The organism is Lentzea alba, assembly GCF_011067745.1.
GTDB classification, from domain to species: Bacteria; Actinomycetota; Actinomycetes; order Mycobacteriales; family Pseudonocardiaceae; genus Lentzea; species Lentzea alba.
In genome coordinates this window covers 110,332-131,756 of record NZ_JAAMPJ010000021.1, presented here as the reverse complement: position 1 = coordinate 131,756, position 21,425 = coordinate 110,332, and the positions used below count along the sequence as shown (strand labels likewise).

At 70.4% G+C, this 21,425-nt stretch carries 18 protein-coding genes; 9 read left to right on the top strand and 9 right to left on the bottom strand.

Features of this window, described 5'->3' with window-relative positions; all coding sequences use genetic code 11:
* Positions 1-129: 129 nt before the first annotated feature.
* Positions 130-360, top strand: coding sequence for a hypothetical protein (locus G7043_RS46490; protein ID WP_166056026.1), 231 nt, complete (start codon positions 130-132; stop codon positions 358-360).
* 121 nt (positions 361-481) lie between these two features.
* On the opposite strand, the gene G7043_RS46485 is transcribed toward G7043_RS46490, so the two are convergent.
* Complete coding sequence (locus G7043_RS46485; RefSeq protein WP_166056023.1) at positions 482-1,294, bottom strand: LLM class flavin-dependent oxidoreductase; 813 nt, start codon at positions 1,292-1,294, stop codon at positions 482-484.
* Positions 1,295-1,371: 77 nt separating this feature from the next.
* Here G7043_RS46485 and G7043_RS46480 point away from each other — a divergent pair, with 77 nt between their 5' ends.
* Positions 1,372-2,268 (top strand): LysR family transcriptional regulator, encoded by an 897-nt coding sequence (locus G7043_RS46480; RefSeq protein WP_242643438.1) that lies wholly within the window; start codon positions 1,372-1,374, stop codon positions 2,266-2,268.
* Positions 2,269-2,326: 58 nt separating this feature from the next.
* Positions 2,327-4,318 carry an NAD-dependent DNA ligase LigA gene (ligA, locus tag G7043_RS46475; protein WP_166056021.1) on the top strand — a complete coding sequence of 664 codons (1,992 nt, stop codon included), beginning with the start codon at positions 2,327-2,329 and terminating at the stop codon, positions 4,316-4,318.
* An 842-nt stretch (positions 4,319-5,160) separates the two neighbouring features.
* Here the strand turns inward: ligA and G7043_RS46470 are convergent.
* Together G7043_RS46470 and G7043_RS46465 are read right to left on the bottom strand one after the other, a co-directional pair.
* A complete protein-coding gene (locus G7043_RS46470) occupies positions 5,161-7,641 on the bottom strand; it encodes a LuxR C-terminal-related transcriptional regulator (RefSeq protein WP_166056020.1) in 2,481 nt (826 codons plus the stop codon).
* Between the two features lie 166 nt (positions 7,642-7,807).
* Positions 7,808-7,993: a hypothetical protein gene (locus tag G7043_RS46465; RefSeq protein WP_166056018.1), complete on the bottom strand. Its 186-nt coding sequence runs from the start codon at positions 7,991-7,993 to the stop codon at positions 7,808-7,810.
* A gap of 193 nt (positions 7,994-8,186) precedes the next feature.
* On the opposite strand from G7043_RS46465, the gene G7043_RS46460 reads away from it, so the two are divergent.
* Genes G7043_RS46460 through G7043_RS46450 form a run of 3 tightly spaced genes read left to right on the top strand, consistent with a single transcriptional unit; the run spans position 8,187 to position 11,337 of the window.
* Positions 8,187-9,188, top strand: coding sequence for a hypothetical protein (locus tag G7043_RS46460; RefSeq protein ID WP_166056016.1), 1,002 nt, complete (start codon positions 8,187-8,189; stop codon positions 9,186-9,188).
* On the top strand, positions 9,185-10,000 hold the full coding sequence (locus G7043_RS46455; RefSeq protein WP_166056014.1) for a hypothetical protein: 816 nt from the start codon (positions 9,185-9,187) through the stop codon (positions 9,998-10,000). The genes G7043_RS46460 and G7043_RS46455 overlap by 4 nt, the downstream gene beginning before the upstream one ends.
* Positions 9,997-11,337, top strand: a complete 1,341-nt coding sequence (locus G7043_RS46450; protein ID WP_166056012.1) for an MFS transporter — start codon at positions 9,997-9,999, stop codon at positions 11,335-11,337. Before G7043_RS46455 ends, G7043_RS46450 begins: the two co-directional genes overlap by 4 nt.
* On the opposite strand, the gene G7043_RS46445 is transcribed toward G7043_RS46450, so the two are convergent.
* Genes G7043_RS46445 through G7043_RS46435 form a run of 3 tightly spaced genes read right to left on the bottom strand, consistent with a single transcriptional unit; the run spans position 11,252 to position 14,067 of the window.
* Entirely contained in the window at positions 11,252-11,725 is a 474-nt protein-coding gene (locus G7043_RS46445; protein ID WP_166056010.1) for a potassium channel family protein, read from the bottom strand. The genes G7043_RS46450 and G7043_RS46445 overlap by 86 nt on opposite strands.
* Positions 11,722-12,207, bottom strand: coding sequence for a DUF1269 domain-containing protein (locus G7043_RS46440; RefSeq protein WP_166056008.1), 486 nt, complete (start codon positions 12,205-12,207; stop codon positions 11,722-11,724). Before G7043_RS46440 ends, G7043_RS46445 begins: the two co-directional genes overlap by 4 nt.
* 36 nt (positions 12,208-12,243) lie before the next feature.
* A complete protein-coding gene (locus tag G7043_RS46435; protein WP_166056006.1) occupies positions 12,244-14,067 on the bottom strand; it encodes a glycoside hydrolase family 15 protein in 1,824 nt (607 codons plus the stop codon).
* Positions 14,068-14,187: 120 nt separating this feature from the next.
* Between G7043_RS46435 and G7043_RS46430 the strand changes: the two genes are divergently transcribed.
* Both G7043_RS46430 and G7043_RS46425 read left to right on the top strand, forming a co-directional pair.
* Positions 14,188-14,604: a DUF7144 family membrane protein gene (locus G7043_RS46430; RefSeq protein WP_166056004.1), complete on the top strand. Its 417-nt coding sequence runs from the start codon at positions 14,188-14,190 to the stop codon at positions 14,602-14,604.
* The gene (locus tag G7043_RS46425) at positions 14,604-15,614 is read left to right on the top strand and encodes an AI-2E family transporter (RefSeq protein ID WP_166056002.1); all 1,011 of its coding nucleotides are present in this window, start codon (positions 14,604-14,606) and stop codon (positions 15,612-15,614) included. The genes G7043_RS46430 and G7043_RS46425 overlap by 1 nt, the downstream gene beginning before the upstream one ends.
* Here G7043_RS46425 and G7043_RS46420 read toward each other — a convergent pair.
* Positions 15,556-16,938: an alpha-amylase family glycosyl hydrolase gene (locus tag G7043_RS46420; RefSeq protein ID WP_166056000.1), complete on the bottom strand. Its 1,383-nt coding sequence runs from the start codon at positions 16,936-16,938 to the stop codon at positions 15,556-15,558. The genes G7043_RS46425 and G7043_RS46420 overlap by 59 nt on opposite strands.
* The gene (locus tag G7043_RS46415) at positions 16,935-19,475 is read right to left on the bottom strand and encodes an MGH1-like glycoside hydrolase domain-containing protein (protein ID WP_166055998.1); all 2,541 of its coding nucleotides are present in this window, start codon (positions 19,473-19,475) and stop codon (positions 16,935-16,937) included. Before G7043_RS46415 ends, G7043_RS46420 begins: the two co-directional genes overlap by 4 nt.
* Positions 19,476-19,627: 152 nt before the next feature.
* Here G7043_RS46415 and G7043_RS46410 point away from each other — a divergent pair, with 152 nt between their 5' ends.
* Positions 19,628-20,506: a patatin-like phospholipase family protein gene (locus tag G7043_RS46410; RefSeq protein WP_166055996.1), complete on the top strand. Its 879-nt coding sequence runs from the start codon at positions 19,628-19,630 to the stop codon at positions 20,504-20,506.
* Here G7043_RS46410 and G7043_RS46405 read toward each other — a convergent pair.
* On the bottom strand, positions 20,500-21,420 hold the full coding sequence (locus tag G7043_RS46405; protein ID WP_166055994.1) for a peptidoglycan-binding protein: 921 nt from the start codon (positions 21,418-21,420) through the stop codon (positions 20,500-20,502). The two genes, G7043_RS46410 and G7043_RS46405, sit on opposite strands and share 7 nt — an antisense overlap.
* Positions 21,421-21,425: the final 5 nt, after the last annotated feature.

Here is a 21,425-nt window from a genome sequence, read left to right as displayed (position 1 = left end):
TCCCCTGGGCGGGGAATGTACGGACCGGCGATGTCGTGCGGCTGACTTCGGGCCGTGGGTGTCTCGGCGGGGCCTTGAAGCATGCTGGTCGAGCCGGGAGGATCGATTCACGTGGGAGGGAGGTGCCAGGTGACCGATGAGGAGCTGATCGTCGAGTTCGCGCTGACCCGCCTCGACAACCCCGGCCTCGACCTGGAGGAGGTCGCCGCGCTCGTGGTCCGCCGGGTGGGGCCGGACCGCATGCTCGAGTTCGCCGGGCAGACCCTCGCGCACCGCGACGAGCTGCGGGGAGCGCTGTTCCCGGCCGCGGTCGAGCACGTGCTGCGGGTGGTGCTCACGCTGCGAGGCCCACGCGACTGAGCAGGCCGCCAGAAGTTGTGTCCGTTACCCGGCCAGACCAGGGCCTACTCCTGCCCCGCCCTCATTTTTCGCCGGGTCCTCGAAGCGGTTCGACGTTCGGGGCCATCCCAGTCGAAGCGTTTCACCGCGCCGCCGGTCCGTCCCGCAGCACACCGCGCACGTGGTCGACCGAGAGCGACGCGGGGTCGAACGCGGTCAGGCACCACGTGGCCCCGGCTTCGGCGTACGGGGTGATGTCCGTGCCGGGTTCGACCTCGGCGACGTAGTCGAACGGATCGGCGCTCGATCGAAGTGCTTCGACCTGGCCCACGGCGTCGGCGAACTGATCGGCGGACGTGAGGTTGACCGGGAAGAAGCCGTCCAGCCGGGCGGCGCGGCGCATCGGCTTCGCGTTGCCGGGGAAGCCGGCGGCCCAGACGGGGACACCGGGCCGTTGGACGGGGCGTGGCAGGAACGTCACGCCGTCCACCTCGTAGTGCTCGCCGTGGTGGTGCACGGTCTCGCCGGACCAGGCCCCGCGGAGGATCTCCAGCGACTCGTCGAGCATGCGGCCGCGGACCCGGTCGTCGCACTCCTCGCCGGTGCGGGAGAACTCGCCCGCGAACCGGTCGCTGCCAAGGCCCACGCCGAGCACGAGCCGTCCGTTGCCGAGCAGGTCCAGCGTGGCGGTCTCGCGGGCGAGCTTCACCGGCCGACGCCGCGCGATGGCTGAGACCATCGGGCCGAACCGCAGCCGTTCGGTGGCGGTGGCGACGGCGGCCAGCGTGATCCACGGGTCGGCCACTCGGGTCACCGGCTCGCGCCAGCGGACGTGGTCCCAGACGAAGAGACCGGACCAGCCCGCTTCCTCGGCCTCGGCGGCGAGGCGGGCGACGAGCAGCGGGTCGGCGAGGTCGTCGAACAGCGGGAGCCAGAGGGCGCATCGTGGGGTCATGACAACAACGCTAGAAACGCTCAGACATTAACAAAAGCGATAGATTCTGCTCAGTTTGACAAGGCATGCTTATGTTCATGCTGGACCTGCGTCATCTGGCCACGCTGGACGCGGTGGCCGTCGAGGGAACGTTCGGCCGTGCCGCTGACCGGCTCGGGTACACGCAGTCGGCGGTGAGCCAGCAGGTCGCCGCGCTGGAGAAGTCCGTCGGCGGGGCCGTGTTCGACCGGCCAGGCGGGCCGCGGCCGGTGCGATTGACACCGCTAGGCGAGGTGGTGCTGGCACACGGCCGTGAGTTGCTTGCGCGCGCGGCGGCCACTGAGGACGCCGTGGAACGGTTCAAGGCCGGCGAGGGACGCGTGGACATCGGCACGTTCCAGAGCATCACCAACGTCGTGCTGCCGGGCGTGGTGCGGCGGTTGCTGGACGAGCACCCCGCCGCGGACATCCGGTTGGTCGAGGAGGAGACCGACAACCCCAGCGCCGAGGGGCTCGACCTGGTGTTCTTCGACGGGCCGCTGCGGGGCGAGGTCGAGCAGATCAAGCTCATGGACGACCCGTACCTGCTGGTCGCCCGGCGCGGACAGTTCGGTGCCGGGCCGGTGCCGCTGGACGCGCTGGACGGGGCCGCGATGGTGGCGCAGCCGCCGATCTGCGACCAGGCACGGGTGGAACGGGTGTACGCCGACGCCGGGGTCGCGCCGCTGATCGTGTTTCGGACGGCGGACAACCGGGGCGTGCTCTCGATGGTGCGGGCCGGGATGGGGATCGCGGTGATGCCGACGCTGGCGTTGGACATCCCGCCTGGGGACCTGCTGTGCACGCACGAGCTGGAGCCCGCGCTCAGCCCGCGCGAGATCTACCTGGCGTGGCAGGCCGGCCGCACGCTGTCACCACTGGCCGGCCGGGTGATCGAATTGACGCTGCAGACCGTTCGGCAGGTGACCGGTTCGAGTGGCTCCGGAGGCGCTTGAGCAGCACTCGAGCGCGACTGCGCGGAATTGTCGGAGGTGCCGGGTACCGTCCTGGACCATGACAGCTGGGGACCGGATTCAGGAGCTCGCCGCGCGGATCGTCGAGCTGCGCGACGCGTACTACCAGGGCGAGCCGTTGGTGGCGGACGCCGAGTACGACGCGATCGAGGACGAGTTCCGCGCTCTGATCGCCGAGCACCCGGAGCTGGCGCCGGAGGACAACCCGCTGGACCACGTGGGCGCGCCCTCGGTGCTGCACGCGCCGGTGCGGCACTCGCGGCCGATGCTGTCGCTGGAGAAGGCGAACAAGCCCGAGCAGGTCGAGGCGTTCTTCGGCCGGTTCCCCGGTCAGCCGGTGGTCGTCATGCCCAAGCTCGACGGTTTGTCGTTGGCGCTGGTCTACGAGAACGGCCGCCTTGCGCGCGCCGTGACTCGCGGCGACGGCACGACGGGTGACGACGTGACGTTCCTGACCCGCGCGCTGTGCGACGGCGTGCCGGACAAGGTCGAGGCGCCGGGCCGGGTCGAGGTGCGCGGCGAGTGCGTGATGCTGCGGTCGACCTTCGACGCGTACAACAAGAAGAACCCCGAGAAGCCGCTGATCAACCCGCGCAACGCCGCCGCGGGCACGTTGCGCGCCAAGGACCCGAAGGCGGTCGAGGGCCGGCGCATGCAGTTCTTCGCGTTCGACCTGACGACCGAGCCGGAGAGCGCCGACTCCGACCTGGACGCGGGCCTGCGCAAACTCGGGTTCAGCGTCGCCGACATGAGCCACTGCTCGTCCGCCGCCGAAGCCCAGGAGCTCATCGAGGGCATCGAACAGGCCCGCAACTCGCTCGACTACGACCTCGACGGCGCCGTGCTGCGGCTGGCGAACCGCGACGCGTTCGCCGCCGCCGGCACCAGGTCGTCGTCACCGCGCGGCGCCATCGCCTACAAGTTCGCCGCCGAGGAGAAGACGACGGTGCTGATGGACGTCGTCTGGGACGTGGGCAAGACCGGCAAGATCGCCCCGGTCGCCTGGCTGGAGCCCGTCTTCGTGGGCGGCACCACCGTCACCCGCGCCACGCTGGCCAACCAGGAGGTCATCCGCTCGCGCGGCATCAAGATCGGCGACACGGTCCTGGTCCGCCGTGCCGGCGACGTGATCCCGTTCGTCGCGGGTGTGCTGGACGAGTCCAAGCGCACCGGCGCCGAACGCGAGATCGTCCCGCCGTCGCAGTGCCCGTCGTGCGCCCAGCCGCTCACCGAGCAGGGCAACAGCCGCGAGCTGTTCTGCACCAACGCCGCCTGCCCGGCCCAGACCGTGCGCCGCCTGATCCACTGGTCTTCCCGCGCGGCCGCGGACATCGACGCCATCGGCCAGGTGTGGATCGAGCGCCTCGCCGAGACCGGTGACCTGGTGAACCCGTCCGACTTCTACACGCTCACCAAGGAACGCCTGCTGGAGTTCGACCGCGTGGGCGAGGTCTCCGCGACCCGCATGATCGAGTCCATCGACCGCAGCCGCTCCGTGGGCCTGCGCCGGGCCCTCATCGGTCTCTCGATCCCGATGGCCTCCGAAGGCACCGCGGCCAGGCTGTGCCGGGCCGGTTTCGGCTCGCTGGAAGAGGTGGCCGACGCGGGCGTCGAGAAGCTCGTCGCCGTCGAGGACATCGGCCAGAAGGTCGCCGAGTCGCTGACCGCGCACCTGGCCCGCCTGCGCCCGGAGATCGAACGGCTGCGTGAGCGGGGCGTCTCGCTGGACGTGCGCGAGGAGGACCTGCCCCCGGTGGTCGTGGCCGGCGCGCCCCTGGAGGGCAAGTCCGTCGTGATCACCGGCTCGATCAGCGACCCGCGTTCCGGGGAGAAGGTCACCCGCCCGACGTTCCAGAAGATGTGTGAACGAGCGGGCGCCACGGCCGCCTCCTCGGTGTCCGCGACCACGGACCTGCTGATCACCGGCGAAGGCGTCGGTGCGAGCAAGCTCACCAAGGCGGAGAAGCTCGGCGTCGAGGTGGTGGACCAGGCCGAGATCTGGACCAAGCTGATCGCCGCCGGCGTCGCCTGAAAGCAGGAAGCCCCCACGCTGACCGGGGGAGAACGGCAGCCTGGGGGCGGGTCTGGGATCGCCCTCGAGCTGCCTGGGGGAGGACGACAGCTTGAGGGCGAGGTGTGAGGTGGTCGGTGCGGCGGTCGCCTCTCGGCGGTGTGCTCGACGCGGTACCGGCGCAGCGGTGTTCCGCGAAGGCGTTGGGGTGGGGCCCGGGGACTCGTTCCGCACCGACCGTCCTGTTCAACGGTGGCGGGTTCTGTTGTGTTCCAACGTGATCTGTGTTGCCGCTCACCACCGGGTGTCCGGAAACCCCGGTCCCCCAAGGGATTGCAGGTAGGCCTTCGAGCCGCCGGGGGATAACGGCTCGAAGGCGAAGCTCGGGCGCGGAAGGAGTTCCAGGACGCCCTCAGGCCGCCCGTCGGGGGAGATTGACGGCCTGAGGGCGAGCTTGGAGAGGTCGATGCGGACGGTCGCCTCTCGGCGAGGTGCTCGACGCGGTACCAGCCGAACGGTCTTCCGCGAAGGCGTTGAGGTGAGGCCCGGGGGACACGGACCGCACCGACCAATGGGTATAACGGCATCGGTGCCCGCAGTGTTTCCCTGATGATCTGTGTTACCGCTCACCGCGGGATCTCGGAAAACCCTGGCCACACAAGAAACTTCGCGTCCCAATGCAACCGACGCCAGGATGGCGGCACCCCACCCGGTCGTGCGCAGCGCGCAGCGACGCACGGCCGGGGGTGCCGTTGGCGCGGAAAAGCTCGCGATTGCGAGTGAGACGAGCCTGACGATCGTGTCGGCGAGCTCGCGTGGATCAAGTGTGACGCTGGTGCCGCGGTGACCCCAAGGGGCCAAACTCAGATCAGGCCCAGCCGGCGGGCCGCGAGCACGGCGTCGCGGCGCTGGTTCACGCCGAGCTTGCGATAGATGCCCCGCAAATGCGTCTTCACCGTGTTCACCGAGACGAACAGCGAGTCGGCTATCTCCTCGGTGGTGCGCATCGACGGCAGTTCGAGGAGAAGATCGCGCTCGCGGCTGGTCAGCACGTCGGTGGAGGCGGTCGACGCGGCGGGCAGCGCGGTCATCGTGGTGGTGGCGAACGACTCCAGCCTGCCGAAACGGCCCGCGCCACGGGCGAGCAGGTCGCGCACGGGCTTGCCCGCGTTGAGGAACGGGCGAAGCGCGCCGAGCGGTTCGGCGGCGGCCAGTGCGCGAGTGACCGCCTCGTGCGCGCGGCGCTGGTCACCGGCGCGTTCGACGATCACGGCCTCCAACAGCCAGCCGTCCACGACCGTCGGTGCCGCCAGGGCGGGCAGTTCGCCGGAGAGAAGCGGTTCGACGACCTTGCGGGCCTGTGAGACACGGGCGTTGTGGGTGTGCACGACCGCGCGCAGCACCGCCTGCTCGCCGCACGGCCCGAACATCGCCTCCATCTGGTCGGGCATCGCCGACGCCCACTGCTCGTCCCCCGAGCGCAACGCGATCCGTTGCACGGCGGGGGCGATGTGGGCGATCACCAGAGGTATCACCTGCCGTGCGGCGACGTCCTGCCACTGGGCGCGCACGCGGCCGACGACCGCCCGCGGGTCACCGGCGGTCGGGAACGACACGGCGGCGTCCAAAGTGGACACCGCCAGTCCTGTCGCCGGATCAGGACGGTCGCCCAGCGCGTGCACCGCGAGACCCGCGAGCTCGACGGCACGTGCGTCGTCCAGCCGGAGGTAGGCCTGCACGCCGACCAACGTGTAGGCGAGCGCGCAGACGAAGTGCGACTGCCATCCCTTCTCCTCGGCGAACTCCAACGCCTCCCCGGCCTGCCTGGCCGCGGTGCGGATGTCACCGCCGGCACTGGTCAGTGCCGCCAGGTGGACCTGGCAGTCCAGCGCCGCGTGGTCGAACCTCTCCCGCCGCGCGATCCCGAACGCGCGCACCAGATCGTGCTCCGCGCCCGTGTGATCACCGGACAGCAGCGCCGCCACACCGCGGTTGAGCAACGCGGCCACCTCCGCGTCGGTGCCGCCACGCCCCGCCGTCGTGCGTGCCATCACCCGCAACGCGTCTCCCAGCCGTGCGTCGAACCGGCCACGCCGCAACAACGCCGTCGCGTGCAACACCCGCACCCTGTCCTGCCGCAACGCGAGCGGCTCACCGCCGAGCCCGGTCAGCACCCGGTCCGCGGCCGCGACGTCGCCCGCGTCCATCGCCACCAACGCCGCGACGACGCCGACCTGAGGACGTGCCAGCACGTGGCCGGGCACCGCGTCGAACACCTCCCGCAGCCGCCCGCTGCCCTCCCGCAGCACCTCGGGCAACACGGAGTGTTCGACGATCTCGGCGGTCAGCTGGTCGTCGCCCGCCCGCAACGCGTGTCTCAACGCCACCGCCGGCTCGGCGTTGCGGTGGTACCAGTGGGCCGCGGTCTTGTGCAGCGACATCTCGTCGGCGGGTCTGGACCTGCGCAGTTCGGCTGACAGGTGAGCCCGCAGCACGGGATGACAGCGATACCACTCGGGTGCGGTCTCCAGCCTGCTGACGAACGAGTTCGTGCGTTCCAGGGTGTCGAGCACGATGCCCGGGCTGGGGTGCCGGGCGAGTTCGCCCGCCAGGTCCGCGGTCATCGTGTCGCACACGCTGGTCGCCACGAGCAGGTCCCGCACCCGCTGGGGATGCCGGGCGAGCACCTCCTCGGAGAGGTACCGGCTCACGACCTGGTCCAGCCCCGCGAACAGCAGCAGGTCGTCGGGGCGAGTGCGCGTGGTGGCCATGCGCATGACCGCGAAGCGCAGCCCGCCGATCCACCCCTCCGTCCGGCTGACCAGCAGGTCGACGTCGGCGGGCGGCAGCTGGAGCCCGTGCGCGGCCAGCAAGGTCTCGACTTCGGCGCGGCTGAAGGCGAACTCGTGCGGCAGCACCTCGCGCACCCGTCCCTCCAGGTGCAGCCGGCCCAGGTGCAGTGGTGGCGGAAAACGGCCGAGCAGCACGAGCCGTAGCCGGTCGGGTGGTCGGCGGATGAGCAGGTCGATGCTCGCCAGTGCGTCGGTGTCGCGGATCTCGTGCACGTTGTCCAGTACTAGACACACCGGCGCGGGCACCTGGTCGAACGCGGCGATGACCGCCGAGGAGAAACCGGGTTCGGTCAACGGAATCGTATCCGTGAGGCCGAGGGCGTCGCGGAGGGCTGCTCGCAGCCGTGTCGGTTCGTTGTCGTGCTCGTCGAGGGTGAGCCACGCCACCCGGTCGTCACGGCGCCGCGCCCACTCGGCGAGCAACGTCGTCTTGCCGCACCCAGCCGGGCCGGTGACCACTGTGACCGGCGCCGACGACACGCGTTCGTCCACTGTGGATAGTAGGGTGCCGCGTGGCACGAGTGGCGTGGCGGCCGTCGGCACGCGCAGTTTCGCTTGGCCGGTCCCGAGGCTGGAAGGCTCACACTCCGAACTGTCGGACATTGCGCTTTGTCTCCCGATGGACTTTGTCTGGGCATGATCGCGTGATCGAACCGCATCACCGCGAAGCCGGGCATTCGGACTCGTTCGCCTTGTCAGGGGCGGAAAGCAGCCACAGTCCGCGTCCCACGAAGCCCATCAGCCGCGGCAGCAACGAGAGCACCGCGAGCGTTCCGGTCTCACCGGACGGCGCGCAGTCCCGCTCACCTCCACCGGTGACGACGACGGCGAGGAACACGGCCACGGCGAACACGATTCGTCTGGATCGCGAACGGTCGGGTTGACGACTCAAGATCGGTCACCTCCGCCGTCGACGCTGCTCGCCCGGACACGTGCGCGGCCTCCCCCGCGGCGGGCGGTAGCGGTGTGCCGCACGGATGGGGTTCACCTGCGGCGGGTGAGGCAGCGGGCAGGGCCGCGCCAAGAACCTGGGCCCCATGAGCCACCGACTCGCGTTGCGCGACCTGATCGACGTCGTCCGCCCCGCTCGGCCCGTCGCGTCCGTCTACCTGGGATCGAGCCCGCTGCGGTCGTGGCGGGGGCGCTGGCTGCGGCTGGCCGACCAGCTGCGTGCCGACGGCGCGGACCCCGACCTCGTCGACACCATCGGCGAAGTGCTGGACCGGGCCCGTTCCCACTACCCGACGGCGGACACGCTCGTGGCGTTCGCGGGCGAGGAACTGCCGCCGCGCGTCTTCCACACGCCCGGCCTGCGCCATCTGGACCTGGCCTGGTTCAGCTCCCCGGCCCACGTCCTGCCGCTGCTCGCCTGGCTGCAGGACCGCCCTCCGCGCGTCGCCGTGACCGCGGGGCGGTGCAGCGCCGACCTGCTGGCGGGCAACGAACACATCTCGCTGAACTATCCGGAGTCGCAGTGGCTGGAAGGCGTGCGGTCGGCCGCGGTCGCGTGCGCGGAGATGCTCGTCCGCCAGGAGGCCAGGCTGCTGGTGGTCACGGGGGAGGACGAGGTGGTGGGCGCGTTGTGGGAGGCGCTGCCCGCCCCCGTCCGCCGCGACGTCGTCGTCCGGTGGAGCGGCCGCGCTCTCACACCGGGCCGCATCCAGGCCGAAACGCGCGCGGCCGCCCGTTCCTGGACCGAGGGCGTGCTGGCCGACTTCAACGAACGCGGCCGGTTGCGCCGCCTGGCCGTGGAGGGCGCCGACGACACGCTGAACGCGCTGTCCACCGGTCGCCTGGACGACCTGCTCGTGGGCTTCCCGGAGGACATCACCGCCACCGCCTGGTACGGCGCCAATCCGACCGACGTGGCCCGAGGCTGGTCACCGGCACGCCGCTGCGGCCTGCTCGCGGACGTGGCCGTGCGCGCCGCGTTGTTGAGCGGCACGCGCGTGCACGTGATCGCCGCCGGGCTGCCGTCCGCGCCGTTCGAGAACATCGGTGGCCTGTGCCGCGCGCAGCTCGCCCTGGTGCGCTCATGACCACCGATCTGGTGCCGCTGCGCACCGGCTTCGACGTCGGCTGGCTCGGCTATCGCCGTGACCAGGTCCGGCACTACGTGGGCGAGACCGAACGGGACTTCACGCTGCTGGCCGCCGACCGCGACGCCGCGGAGGCCCGCGCCGAGTCTCTGGCGCGGGCGCTGGAAGCCGCCCGCGACGAGAACCGCGCGTTGCACGACCGCATCGACCGCCTCTGCCGGCGGCCGTTGAGCCCGGACGCGGTGGGCGAACACCTTCGGCACGCCGTCGACTCCGCGCTGTCCGAGGCGGCCGCGATCGTGGAACGGGCCGGTGCCATCGAGGACCACGTGTGGGTCTCCGCCCGGCAGATGCACGCCGAACACCGCGACCTGCTGGCCACCACGCGCGAACGGATGACCCGGCTGGTCCGCGAGGGCGAGGCCCGCCGCCGCGCCCTGGACGAGGCCGCGGCCCGCCGGCGCGCGCAGGCCGACGAGGACTTCGAGCTGGCGCTGGCGTTGCGCCGCAAGGAAACCCTGCGGGACGCACGGCTGATCGAGGAGACCGCGCGGCGGCGGGCCGAGCAGACGGTGCGGGAGGCGGCGCGGCAGGTGGAGGTGCTGCGCGAGCACCGGGACCGCGTGGCGGACGTGCTGCGGGTGGTGCACGCCCTGCTGGGCAAGGCGGCGAGCCACGTGGGGGCAGGAGAGCCCGCGCCTCTGGACGTTGATGAGGGGAGCTTTCCCAAACCTCAGGTTTATGAAAGCTCCCCTCATCAACTACGCACCGAGGTCCGTGGTGGATCGCCGGCCAGGGGCGGAAGGGCGTGAAGATCCTTCCGCTGGCGCTCGCCCAGTTCATCGCGAGCTACGCCGCCACCAACATGAACGTGGCCATCAGCACGATCGCGCACGACCTCGGCACCACGATCACCGGCGTCCAGACCACGATCACGCTGTTCACCCTCGTCATGGCGGCCCTGATGGTGCCGGGCAGCAAGCTCACCGACATCTGGGGCCGCCGCCGGTGTTTCGTGCTGGGCCTCACCGTCTACGGCGCGGGTGCGCTGCTCGCGGCGCTCGCGCCCGGCCCCGGACTCCTGCTGGTCGGGTACGCGCTGCTCGAAGGCACCGGCTCGGCGCTGATGATCCCGCCCATCTACATCCTCGTCACGGCGCTCGCCGAGGATTCCACGGCACGGGCCAAGGGTTTCGGCGTCGTGTCCGGCGCGGGCGGGCTGGGCGCGGCGGCGGGACCGTTGCTGGGCGGCCTCATCACCAGCGCGTTCAGCTGGCGGGCGTCGTTCGCGGTGCAGGTGCTCGTGGTCGCGGCGATCATCCTCATGGCCAGGAACCTGCCCAAGACCACACCGGCGGGAAACAGGTTCGACGGCATCGGCGCGGTTCTGTCGGGCGCGGGCCTGTTCCTGGTGGTGCTGGGTGTGTTGCGCACCAACGTGAACGGCTGGCAGGCCACCACGTGGGCGTTCATCGGCACGGGGGCGGTGGTGCTGGCGCTGTTCGGATTCCACATCAGCAGGGCCAAGAACCCGTTGTGCGAGCCGAAGCTGTTCAAGGACCGCACGTCGAACCTCGGCCTGGGCACGCAGCTGGTGCAGTGGCTGGTGCTGCAGGGCACGTTCTTCGTGCTGTCCGTGCACCTGCAACAGGAACAGCACCTCAGCGCGATCGAGACCGGCCTCGCGCTGCTGCCCGCCACGATCGGCATGCTCGTCACGTCGGCGCTCGCGGGCAGGTTCGCGAAGCGGCACGCCCAGCGCACGCTGATCCGCGTGGGATTCCTGCTCACCATCGCCGGCACCCTGCAGCAACCGGTCGGGTTGTTCCTGCTCGGAGCGGGCATCGGGATCATGCTGACCGCGTCGGTGAACGTCGTGCAGTCGCGCTGGCCCGACGCCGAACAGGCCGACGTGTCCGGGGTGTCGCGCGCGGTGTCGAACCTGGGGTCCTCGTTCGGCACCGCGCTGGTCGGCTCGGTGCTCACCGGAGCCGGACACCCGTACCGCGCGGCGCTCACGCTGCTGGTGCTGTTCTCGGTCACCGGGCTCGTCCTCGCGCTGTTCATCCGGAGCGACGGCGAACCGCGGCGAGAATCACCTTCAGCGCCACGCCCAGCACCAACAGATCAAGAACCATCTGCAGGGTGACCAGCACCCGCGCCGGAGCAGAAACCGGTGCTATGTCACCGAATCCGACGGTCGCGAACACGGTGACGACGAAGTACAGAGCATCGGTTCGGCTCAACGGCACGGTGAAGCTGCCGGGCTGATGCCGGGCCAGCAGGAAACACGCCTGAGCGAACACCAAGAGGAACAACGGGATCACCAGGGCGAGTGCCTGCACGCCCTGCCAGCCGGGGTGCTCCGTGCGGCCGATCAGCCGCACCTGCCACCAGAAGACCAACCCCACCAGCAGCAGCGCAGCGACCAGCCGGAGCACGGTGAATCCGTCCTCCGGCTGGTCCATCGGCAGGCGGTAGTAGACCAGCAGCAGCACCCCGACAGTCGCCACCGGCCGCACCACCGCCCAGGTCACGAGGTGAACGTCTCCTTCAGCAGCTTCTCCTGCTCCGCCGAGAGGTTCGTGGTGATGAGCGTGGCCCCGGTCTGCTTGAACTGGTCCGCGACCCGGTCGACGACCGCGTGCTCGGACATCACGAACAACGCGGACGTGCCCGGCGTGACACTCGCCCGGACGTCCTGGACGAAGTCGTCGTCGATCCCGGCCCGCGACAACGAACCGGCCAGCGCGCCGACGCCCGCGCCGATCGCCGCGCCCAGCACCGGGATGAAGAAGATCAGCCCGAACAGCAGACCCCAGAACGCCCCGCCGAGCGCGCCCGCGCCGGTGAGCTTGCCGAGTTCCTTGGTCTTCGGGCGTTTCGCATCCTCCTCCCAGTAGACGTACGCCGTGTCGCGGATGGTGATCAGTTGCTGCTCCTGGAGCTTCTGCAACAGGTCGAGCGCGTTGCGCGCTCCGTCGGCGGTGTCGAACTTCCACACGGTCAAAGTGGCCATGGCCGAAACTGTGCGAGAAGGACCGAGTGTCATGCCTCACCCACGGAGGGTGAGCTGTTCGTCGAGGGTGACGGCCGCGTCGATGAGGGCCAGGTGGGTGAACGCCTGCGGGAAGTTGCCGAGTTGTTCACCGGTCAGTCCGATCTCCTCGGCGAAGAGCCCGAGGTGGTTGCCGTAGGTCAGCATCTTCTCGAACACCAGGCGCGCCTCCCGCGCCCGTCCGGACAGCGCCAGCGCGTTCACATAATTGAAGGTGCACAACGAAAAGGTGCCCTCCGACCCGCGCAGTCCGTCCGGTGCGGCCTCGGTGTCGTAGCGCAGCACGAGACTGTCGTGCACGAGCGACTCCATGGCGGCCAACGCGTCCTGCCACACCGGGTCGCGCGGCGAGACGAACCCGACCTGCGGCAGCCGCAGCAGGGACGCGTCCAGCGCGGGTGAGCCGTACCGCTGGACGAACGCGCCGGTCGACCGGTCCCAGCCCTTCTCCCACACCTGGCCGTAGATCCGGTCGCGCACCGAACGCCAGCGCTCCACCGGACCCGGCCTGCCCTCCGCCGCGGCGATGCGGATCGCCCGGTCGAACGCGACCCAGCTCATCACCCGGCCGTAGGTGAAGTCGGCGCGGCCCGACCTCGTCTCCCAGATGCCTTCCTCCGGCTGGTCCCAGTTCTCCGCCAGCCACTCCAGCTGCTCGACCACCGCGTGCCAGCCGCGGTGCGAGATCCGCAGGCCGCAGAGGTGCGCCGCGTACACGCTGTCCAGGAACTCGCCGTGGATGTCGAGCTGCAACTGGCCGGCCGCCCCGTTGCCCGCCCGCACCGGTGACGATCCCCGGTAGCCCTCGAAGTGCTCCAGCACGTGCTCAGTGAGATCGGCGGACCCGTCCACCGCGTACATCACCCGCAACGGACCACCTTCCTCGCACCGCTCGGTGAGCCAGCGACCGAACGCCGCGGCCTCCGACGTGAAACCCAAGCGCAGCAACGACGACACGGCGAACGACGCGTCACGGACCCAGGTGAACCGGTAGTCCCAGTTCCGCTCGCCCCCGAGCTGTTCGGGCAGCCCTGCGGTCGGCGCCGCGACCAACGCACCGGAAGGCGCGTACGTCAGCAGCTTCAACGTGATCGCGGACCGGTCGACCGCCTCGCGCCAGCGGCCCCGATAGGCCGACTGGGCGAGCCAGCCGTGCCAGAACAGCACGGTCGCGTCGAACAACTCCCGGGCCTGGGCGGCGGCGAAAGCACGTGGTGGCCCGGCGGCACCGGTTTCCAGCACGATGCCACGGGTCTGCCCCTCGGCGAGGGAGAGCGTGGCGTGCAGGTCCTGGGTGGCGGTGATCTCCCCGGACACCAGCCGCGGGTCACCGGGTTCGCGCACCGCGTGCAGCACCATTCCGAACTGACCGCAGTCGAAGATCACGCCGTCGTCGGTGATCCGTGCGCGGTGAGCGCGACGGCCGTAGTCGAACCGCGGCACCACATCGACGTCGAACGTCATGCGCCCGCGGACACACCGCACGATCCGCACCAGCCGATGCCGCTCGGTCGCGTCCTCGTCCGGCAGCGGCGGCATGAAGTCGACGACCTCGCCCGTGCCCTCGCCGGTCATGAACCGGGTGATCAGCACCGCGGTGTCGGGGAAGTACAACTGGCGCCCGGTGTGCCCGGAAGAAGGCCGGATGCGGCAGAACCCGCCGCGCTGCCGGTCGAGCAGCGCGGCGAACACCGAGGGCGAGTCGAACCGCGGGCCGCAGAACCAGTCCACGGTGCCGTCGGTGGACACCAGCGCGGCGGTCTGCAGGTCGCCGATCAGCCCGTGGTCGGCGATCAGCGGGTACGGGGGTTGTGTGGTCATGGGATCGACAGTCACCGGCGGGGCCGGGACTGGTCCTCACCCGCGACGGGTGAAGATCCGCGCCGCGCGCCGGTGCCACGGTGACCGGGCAATCCCCGTCGAAGAGAAAACGGAGGCACGATGCGGGAGACAGGCTGGCTCGGCTGGATCTGGTTCGCGGGCATCATGATGATCGTCATGGGCTCGTTCAACGCCATAGAGGGGCTGGTGGCGTTGTTCCGGGGTGAGTACTACGTCGTGACCGAGGAGCAGGTGCTCGTCTTCGACATCACCGCGTGGGGCTGGATCACGCTTCTGATCGGGATTCTGGTGGCGCTCGCGGGCGCCGCGCTGCTCTCCGGTGCCGCGTGGGCCAGGGTGGTCGCGGTGGTGCTCGCGGTCGTCAACTCGGTGGCACAACTGGCGTTCGCGTCGGTGCACCCGCTGTGGTCGACGATCGTCATCGCCCTGTGCGTCACGGTGATCTGGGCGGTGGTCGTCCACGGCAACGAAGCGGACATCACGACACCGGCGAAGTACGAGTCGACCCACCGTTGATGCCGCGTGCGCTGACGGTCCTGCTCGGTGGCGCGGCGGCGGTCGTCGTGGTCGCCGGTGTGCGGGCGATCGCATGGCTGGTGGCGCCGGCGATGCTGGCGCTGCTGGTCGTGATCGCGGTCAGCCCCGTGCACCGGTGGTTGCGCGGCCGCGGCGCGCCGCCGTGGCTCGCGACGCTGACGGTGGTGGTGCTCGTCTACGGCGTGCTGGCGGTCGTGGCGGTCACGGTGGCGGTGTCCGGTGCGCGACTGGCGGCGATGCTGCCGGAGTTCGCGCGCGACGAACTGGTCGTGCGGGCGGAACGGGCGATCAACGGCATCGACCGCGGCCAGTTGATGGGCGCGATCGGCGGGCTGCTCACGGAACTCACGAGCCTCACCACGAGCCTGGTGTTCCTGTTGGCGCTGCTGCTGTTCCTCGGCGTCGAGGTGGGCTGGGCGGGCTCGCGGCTGGCCGAGATCGCGGTCGACCGGCCGCACCTGCGGGAGGCGCTGATGGAGTTCGTCCGCCGCTCGCGCCGCTACCTGGTCGTCACGACGATCTTCGGACTCGTCGTGGCGACGCTGGACACGGTCGCGCTGGCGTTGCTCGGCATTCCGCTCGCCCTGTTGTGGGGTGTGTTGTCCTTCGTCACCAACTACATCCCCAACATCGGGTTCGTGCTCGGCGTGGCGCCGCCCGCGGTGCTCGCGCTGCTGCAGCACGGCCCGCGCCGGGCGCTGGCCGTGCTGGCGTTCTACGGAGTGCTGAACTTCGTGGTGCAGTCGCTGATCCAGCCGCGCTTCACCGGGGACGCCGCCGGGTTGTCGACCACCGTCACCTTCCTGGCCCTGGTGTTCTGGGCCTGGGTGCTCGGCCCGCTCGGCGCGTTGCTCGCGGTGCCGCTCACCGTGCTGGTGAAGGTGTTGCTGGTCGACGTGGACCCGGCGGCGGGATGGGCGGCGGCCCTGCTCAGGCCGCCGCGAACAGATGACACCCCCACGGCCCCAGGGCCACGTACAGCGGACTGAGGTCGTCCTCCTGCTCGTACACCATTCCGTCGAGCAGGTCGGTGTAGCGGTGCAGCTCCACCGGGAGCAGCCCCTGGGCGGGCCGGTCGGAGAGGTTCACGACCACGACGTGCCGGGGACCGTCGGCGACCGTCCACGTCCACGCGAGCAGCTGCCGGCACGACTGGTTGTCCGGCCAGCCCTCGGCGTCGAGCAGGCGCCACTCGCCCAGCCGCACCTGGTGATCGCTCACGATCGCGAGCAGCCGGTGGTACCAGGCGGCGAGGTCGTGGTCGAGCGGTTCGTCCGGCCGCCGGGTCAGGAACACCGGTGGCCGGACGCGCCTGCCCTCGAACTGTCCCTCGTACCACAGCGTCGCGCCGGGCAGGGTCGCGATCACCACCGCCGCCGCTCGTGCGGCGGCGGGCGAGAGCTCGCTCGCGATCCGCGGTTCGTCCTGGTTCTCCAGGAACCGCAGCAGCCTCGCCTGGTAGGCAGGATCGGCGCGCAGGTGGTCGCGCACCCCGTCACTGCCGATGATCCGGTCGTACAGGCGCTTGTCGTAACAGAAGTTGAAGCCCTGCTGCTGCAACGACCACTCCATGTCCCAGTACGCCTCGGCGATCAGCACCGTCTCGGGGTGCTCGGCCCGCAGCCCGCTGATGACCTCCGGCCAGAAGTCCTGCTCCGGCGGCGTTTTCTGCCAGGTGCGCGCGAAGACCTCGTTGGTGACGAGCATGGCCATGTCGCAGCGGATCCCGTCGCACCGGGCGGCGATCGAGCTGAGCGTCATCGTGGCCGCCGCGCGGAGAGCGGGGGAGAACGCGTCGAGCTGCACGACGTCCGGCCACGCGGGGAAGTACGGGTCGCGCCCGAGTTCGATTTCGCCGTTCTCCTTGCGCACGAAGAACTCCGGGTGCTCCACCACCCACGGATGGTCCGGTGCCACGTGGTTCGGCACGTAGTCGAGGATCAACCGCACGCCGCGCGCGGCCAGTTCGGCGCGGGCCTTCGCGAGACCCTCGTCGCCGCCGAACTCCTCGGCCACGACGTAGCGGTGCACGCAGTACGGCGACCCGGCGACGTCCTCCGGCCGCAGGTCCGGCAGCGCCTCGCGGAACGACGCCCGCAGGCCCGGTTGCGCGTTCGCCATCGCCAGCCCCAGCAGGCTGCGTTCCCACACGCCCATCAGCCACACCGCGTCGACCCCGGCAGGGGTGACCGCGTGCCAGGCGGACGCGGGCACGTCGCCGAGGGTGATCTCGCGACCGGCCTGGTGGGACAGCTCGGTCAGCCACACGGCGGTGTTGATCTCGTAGACGACCGGTTGCTGTGGCCAGCTCATCGCGTCACCTCCCGCGGCAGCAGGGCGACCAGCGCTGTCCACCCGGTCTGATGGCTCGCGCCGATGCCCGCGCCGTTGTCCCCGTGCAGGTACTCGTAGAACAACGGCAGGTCGCGCCAGTGCGGGTCCCGGTACCTCATCTGTCCACCGTGGACCGGACGTCCGTCCACGCCGAACAGGAACGCGTCCAACAGCCGTTCGCCGATGTCCTGCGCCACCTCGCGGAGGTTCAGTTGCCGTCCGGAGCCGGTCGGGCACTCGACGGTGAACCCGTCGCCGAAGTACTCGTGCAGGTGCCGCAACGCCCTGATGAACAGCACGTTGATCGGGAACCACACGGGTCCGCGCCAGTTGGAGTTGCCGCCGAACATGCCGCTGTCGGACTCGGCCGGCAGGTAGCCGACGCGGTGCTCGACCCCGTCGACAGTGAGCGCGTACGGGTGCTCGGCGTGCCAGCGGGACAGCGAGCGGATCCCGTGCGGGCTCAGGAACTCCGCGGGGTCGAGCATTCGCGCGAGGATCCGGCGCAACCGGCTCTCGTCGAACAACGAGAACAGCACCGGACCGCTCGCGTCCGCCTGTGCGCCGTGCCCCCACAACGCCGCCCGCACGGCCGGATGCCGGTCGAGGAACTCGCGCATGCCGTCGACCAGCTCGGGATGCTCCTGCCGCACGTCCGGCCCGAGCACCGTCGCGGCGGCGAGCGGCAGCAACCCGACGGCGGAGCGGACCTTCAACGCCGTGGAGCTCCCGTCCGGATGCCGCAGCACGTCGTGGAAGAAGCCGTCCTCCTCGTCCCACAACCCGCTGCCGACGTGACCGGTGGCCGCCGCGATCCACGCGAGGTTCTCCAGCAGTGTGGCGGCCTGCTCCACCTCACCGAGTTCGAGCGCCATCTGGATGAGGTTCTGGCAGTACAGGGCCATCCACGCGGTGCCGTCGGCCTGGTCGATCCGCCCGCCGGTGGGCAGGGGAGCGCTGCGGTCGAACACCCCGATGTTGTCCAGCCCGAGAAACCCGCCCTGGAACAGGTTGCGGCCGTCGGCGTCCTTGCGGTTGAGCCACCAGCCGAACGCGCGCAGCAGCGGCGGGAACACGCGCGCCAGGAACTCCTTGTCGCGGTCGTACTGGTAGACGAACCACGCGGCCCACGCGTGCGCCGGCGGGTTCACGTCGCTGAAGTTCCACTCGTAGGCTGGAATCTGGCCGTTGGGGTGCAGGTAACGGCGGCCGAGCAACAGTTCTATCTGCTGTTTGGCGAGCTCCGGGTCGACGATCACCAGCGGCACCGCGTGGAAGGCCAGGTCCCACGCGGCGAACCACGGGTACTCCCACTTGTCGGGCATGACGATGACGTCCTCGGCGATGAGGTGCCGCCAGTTCTGGTCGCCCTCCAGAGGATCCGTGCCCCGTTCGGTCAGCCAGCGCTCGACGTCGAACGCGTAGTACTGCTGCGACCACAGCAGCCCCGCGAGCGCCTGCCGGCACACCAGCCGTTCGTCACTGCGCGGATCGCCGCCGAGCACCTCGTCGTAGAAGTCGTCGGCCTCGTCCCGCCTGGTGGTGATCGTCGCGTCGAAGTCCGCGAACGGGTCGTGGAGGCTGTGGTCGCTGAGCCGGACCCTGACCTGGGCACTGCGCCCTGCGGGGATGCGGAGTTCGTGGTGCGCGGCGGCTTTCGTGCCGACGCCGTCCGGGGCGACCGCGGTGAGATCACCGTGCAGCACAGCGCGTTCGATGCCGTCCTTCACGTACGGGGTGACGTTGGGCGAGCCGAACACGTGCTCGTTGTCGGTCTCGTTCTCCGTCACGAGGATCGGGGCCGGCGGCGAGACGTACCACCACCTGGCGCCCAGATCCGGGTGCTCGGCGCGGACGGTCCCCGGCTCGCAGGTGTGCAGCGTCGGCACGCGGACATCGCCCGCCCACGACCACGTGTGCCGGAACCACAGCGTGGGCAACAGGTGCAGCGTGGCGTCCTCCGGGCCGCGGTTGTGGGCCGTGACGCGCATCAGCACGTCCTCGGGACCTGCTTTCGCGTACTCCACCACGACGTCGAAGTAGCGGTCGTCGTCGAACACGCCCGTGTCGAGCAGTTCGTACTCGGGGTCCTGCCGCGTGCGTGCGGCGTTGACTGCGACGAGTTCCTCGTACGGAAATTTCGCCTGCGGGTACTTGTAGAGCATCCGCAGGTACGAGGAAGTCGGTGTGGCGTCGAGGTAGTAGTAACACTCCTTCACGTCCTCGCCGTGGTTGCCCTCGCCGTTGGTGAGCCCGAACAACCGCTCCTTGAGGATCGTGTCGGCGCCGTTCCACAACGCCAGCGCGAGGCAGACGCGCTGCCGGTCGTCGCTGAACCCGGCCAGCCCGTCCTCACCCCACCGGTACGCCCGATACCTGGCCTGGTCGTGGGTGAACTCCGTCCAGGCGTTGTCGCCACCTTCGCGGACCGTGCCCCACTGCCGTTCGCTCAGATACGGTCCCCACTTCCGCCACGGACCGGCTTCCTGCAGCCTCTGCTTCTCCGCACTGACCACGTCGCCCACCTCTCGTCGCTCGAAAGCCCAGGCTGGCTGGGAGTTCGGGCGTGCCGGTTCACCTCGCGCGGATGGTTCGCAGGCCCGCGCCCACCCGTGCCGGAGGAGTTGGCCCCTCGCGCGGCCGGGCGCCGGGCGAGCAGGATGAGCGCATGGCGACTGCGTTCGTGCTCGCAGGCGGTGGGAGCTTGGGCGCGACAGAGGTCGGCATGCTGGCCGCGCTCGTCGAGGCCGACGTCCACCCGGACTTCGTCGTCGGCACCTCGGTGGGCGCGGCCAACGCCGTGTGGTTCGCCCAGCATCCGTCCGATGTGGACTCTCTGGCCGACATCTGGGTGTCGTTGAAGCGAACCGACGTCTTCCCGATCCGCCCGGTGCGCGGACTGCTGGGCCTGCTGGGGTTCCGCGACCACCTGGTGCCTCAGTCGGGGTTGCGGCGGCTGCTGGAACGTTCGCTGGGCTCGGTGGACCTGACCGGCACGGTGGTTCCCGTCCACGTCGGTGCGACGGACGTGTTGTCCGGTGAGGAAGTCCTGCTGTCCAGCGGAAACGCGGTCGACGCCGTGCTGGCCTCGACCGCGATCCCAGCGGTGTTCCCGCCGTTGCACCTCGGTGGCCGCTACCTGGTGGACGGCGGCGCGGTGAACAACACTCCGGTGTCGCACGCCGTCGATCTCGGCGCCGATCGCGTGTGGGTGCTGCCGACCGGCTACGCGTGCGCGCTGACCTCACCGCCGCGCAGTGCGATCGGGATCGCGCTGCAGGCGTTGACGTTGCTGGTCAACCACCGGCTGGAGCTGGACGTCGAACGTTATCGGGACCAGGTCGAGCTGCGGGTGGTACCGCCGCTCTGCCCGTTGCGGGTGTCGCCCGGCGACTTCAGCAGGGCACGGGAGCTGATCGATGCCGCGTTCGCGAGCACCCGTGAGTGGCTGGCGGCGGGCTGTCCGGCCGGTGCCGTGCATCAGGTCTGCGGGTCGGCGCCCCGGAAGCCGTTCGGTTCCGGGGCGCCACCTGTCGTCGGTCAGTAGAAGCAGCCGGTCCTCGGCAGCGAGGACGGCGCCGGCGGCGTGCGGCCGTCGTAGATCGCGAGCAGGAAGTTCTGCGGGCAGTACGACGTTCCGCTGATCTTGATCGCGAAGTGCAGGTGCGGGCCGGTCGAGTTGCCGGTGTTGCCGGTCGTGCCCACGCGGTCGCCCGCCCTCACGGCGGCACCGTTCGCGACCGACCACGACAAGAAGTGGCAGTAGATGTAGTCGACGCCGCTCTTGACGATCCGCACGCCGTTGCCGCAGCCGCTGGGCTCGTTGATGCGGTAGGCGGTGCCGGTGACGGCCGCGTACGCAGGAACGTTGTTCACCGGCAGGTCGATGGCGGGATAGTCGTGGTGCGGGTCGTCGTACTCGCTGCGCGGCAGGGCGCTCTTGGCCAGCGGCAGGCTGTAGGAGCCGCCACCACCGCCGCCACCGCTCCCGCCGACCAGGGTCTGCCAGGTGTTCGGGCCGACGACGCCATCGGCGGTGAGGCCCTTCGAGCTCTGGAACGCGACCGCGGCGTTGTGGGTGCCGCCGCCGAAGTCGCCGTCCTCGGCGAGGCCGTAGCCGTAGCGGTTGAGCTGGACCTGGGCGGCCCGGACCGCGTTGCTGTTGGTGCCGCGCTGGACGCTGACGATCAGCTTCGGCCAGGTGTTCGGGCCGATCTCGCCGTCCGCGGACAGGCCGTTGGCGCTCTGGAACTGCTTGACCGCGGACTCGGTGGCCGGGCCGAACTCGCCGTCGGCGCCGATGTTGTAGCCGCGGTGGCGCAGCAGGTGCTGGGCCGTCAGCACGTTCGAGCCGGACTGGCCTTCCTTGACGTTCGGCCACGCGGGCAGGGCGGCCTGAGCGGGGCTGACGACACCTATCAGCACCCCGAACGAGATCAGGGCGGCAACGAGGATTCTCATGCCCA

Coding starts and splice junctions, on each gene's coding strand:
- G7043_RS46485 (WP_166056023.1), bottom strand. CDS start 1,294: ATGACCCCACGATGCGCCCTCTGGCTCCCGCTGTTCGACGACCTCGCC.
- G7043_RS46480 (WP_242643438.1), top strand. CDS start 1,372: ATGCTGGACCTGCGTCATCTGGCCACGCTGGACGCGGTGGCCGTCGAG.
- ligA (WP_166056021.1), top strand. CDS start 2,327: ATGACAGCTGGGGACCGGATTCAGGAGCTCGCCGCGCGGATCGTCGAG.
- G7043_RS46460 (WP_166056016.1), top strand. CDS start 8,187: ATGAGCCACCGACTCGCGTTGCGCGACCTGATCGACGTCGTCCGCCCC.
- G7043_RS46455 (WP_166056014.1), top strand. CDS start 9,185: ATGACCACCGATCTGGTGCCGCTGCGCACCGGCTTCGACGTCGGCTGG.
- G7043_RS46440 (WP_166056008.1), bottom strand. CDS start 12,207: ATGGCCACTTTGACCGTGTGGAAGTTCGACACCGCCGACGGAGCGCGC.
- G7043_RS46435 (WP_166056006.1), bottom strand. CDS start 14,067: ATGACCACACAACCCCCGTACCCGCTGATCGCCGACCACGGGCTGATC.
- G7043_RS46430 (WP_166056004.1), top strand. CDS start 14,188: ATGCGGGAGACAGGCTGGCTCGGCTGGATCTGGTTCGCGGGCATCATG.
- G7043_RS46425 (WP_166056002.1), top strand. CDS start 14,604: ATGCCGCGTGCGCTGACGGTCCTGCTCGGTGGCGCGGCGGCGGTCGTC.
- G7043_RS46420 (WP_166056000.1), bottom strand. CDS start 16,938: ATGAGCTGGCCACAGCAACCGGTCGTCTACGAGATCAACACCGCCGTG.
- G7043_RS46410 (WP_166055996.1), top strand. CDS start 19,628: ATGGCGACTGCGTTCGTGCTCGCAGGCGGTGGGAGCTTGGGCGCGACA.
- G7043_RS46405 (WP_166055994.1), bottom strand. CDS start 21,420: ATGAGAATCCTCGTTGCCGCCCTGATCTCGTTCGGGGTGCTGATAGGT.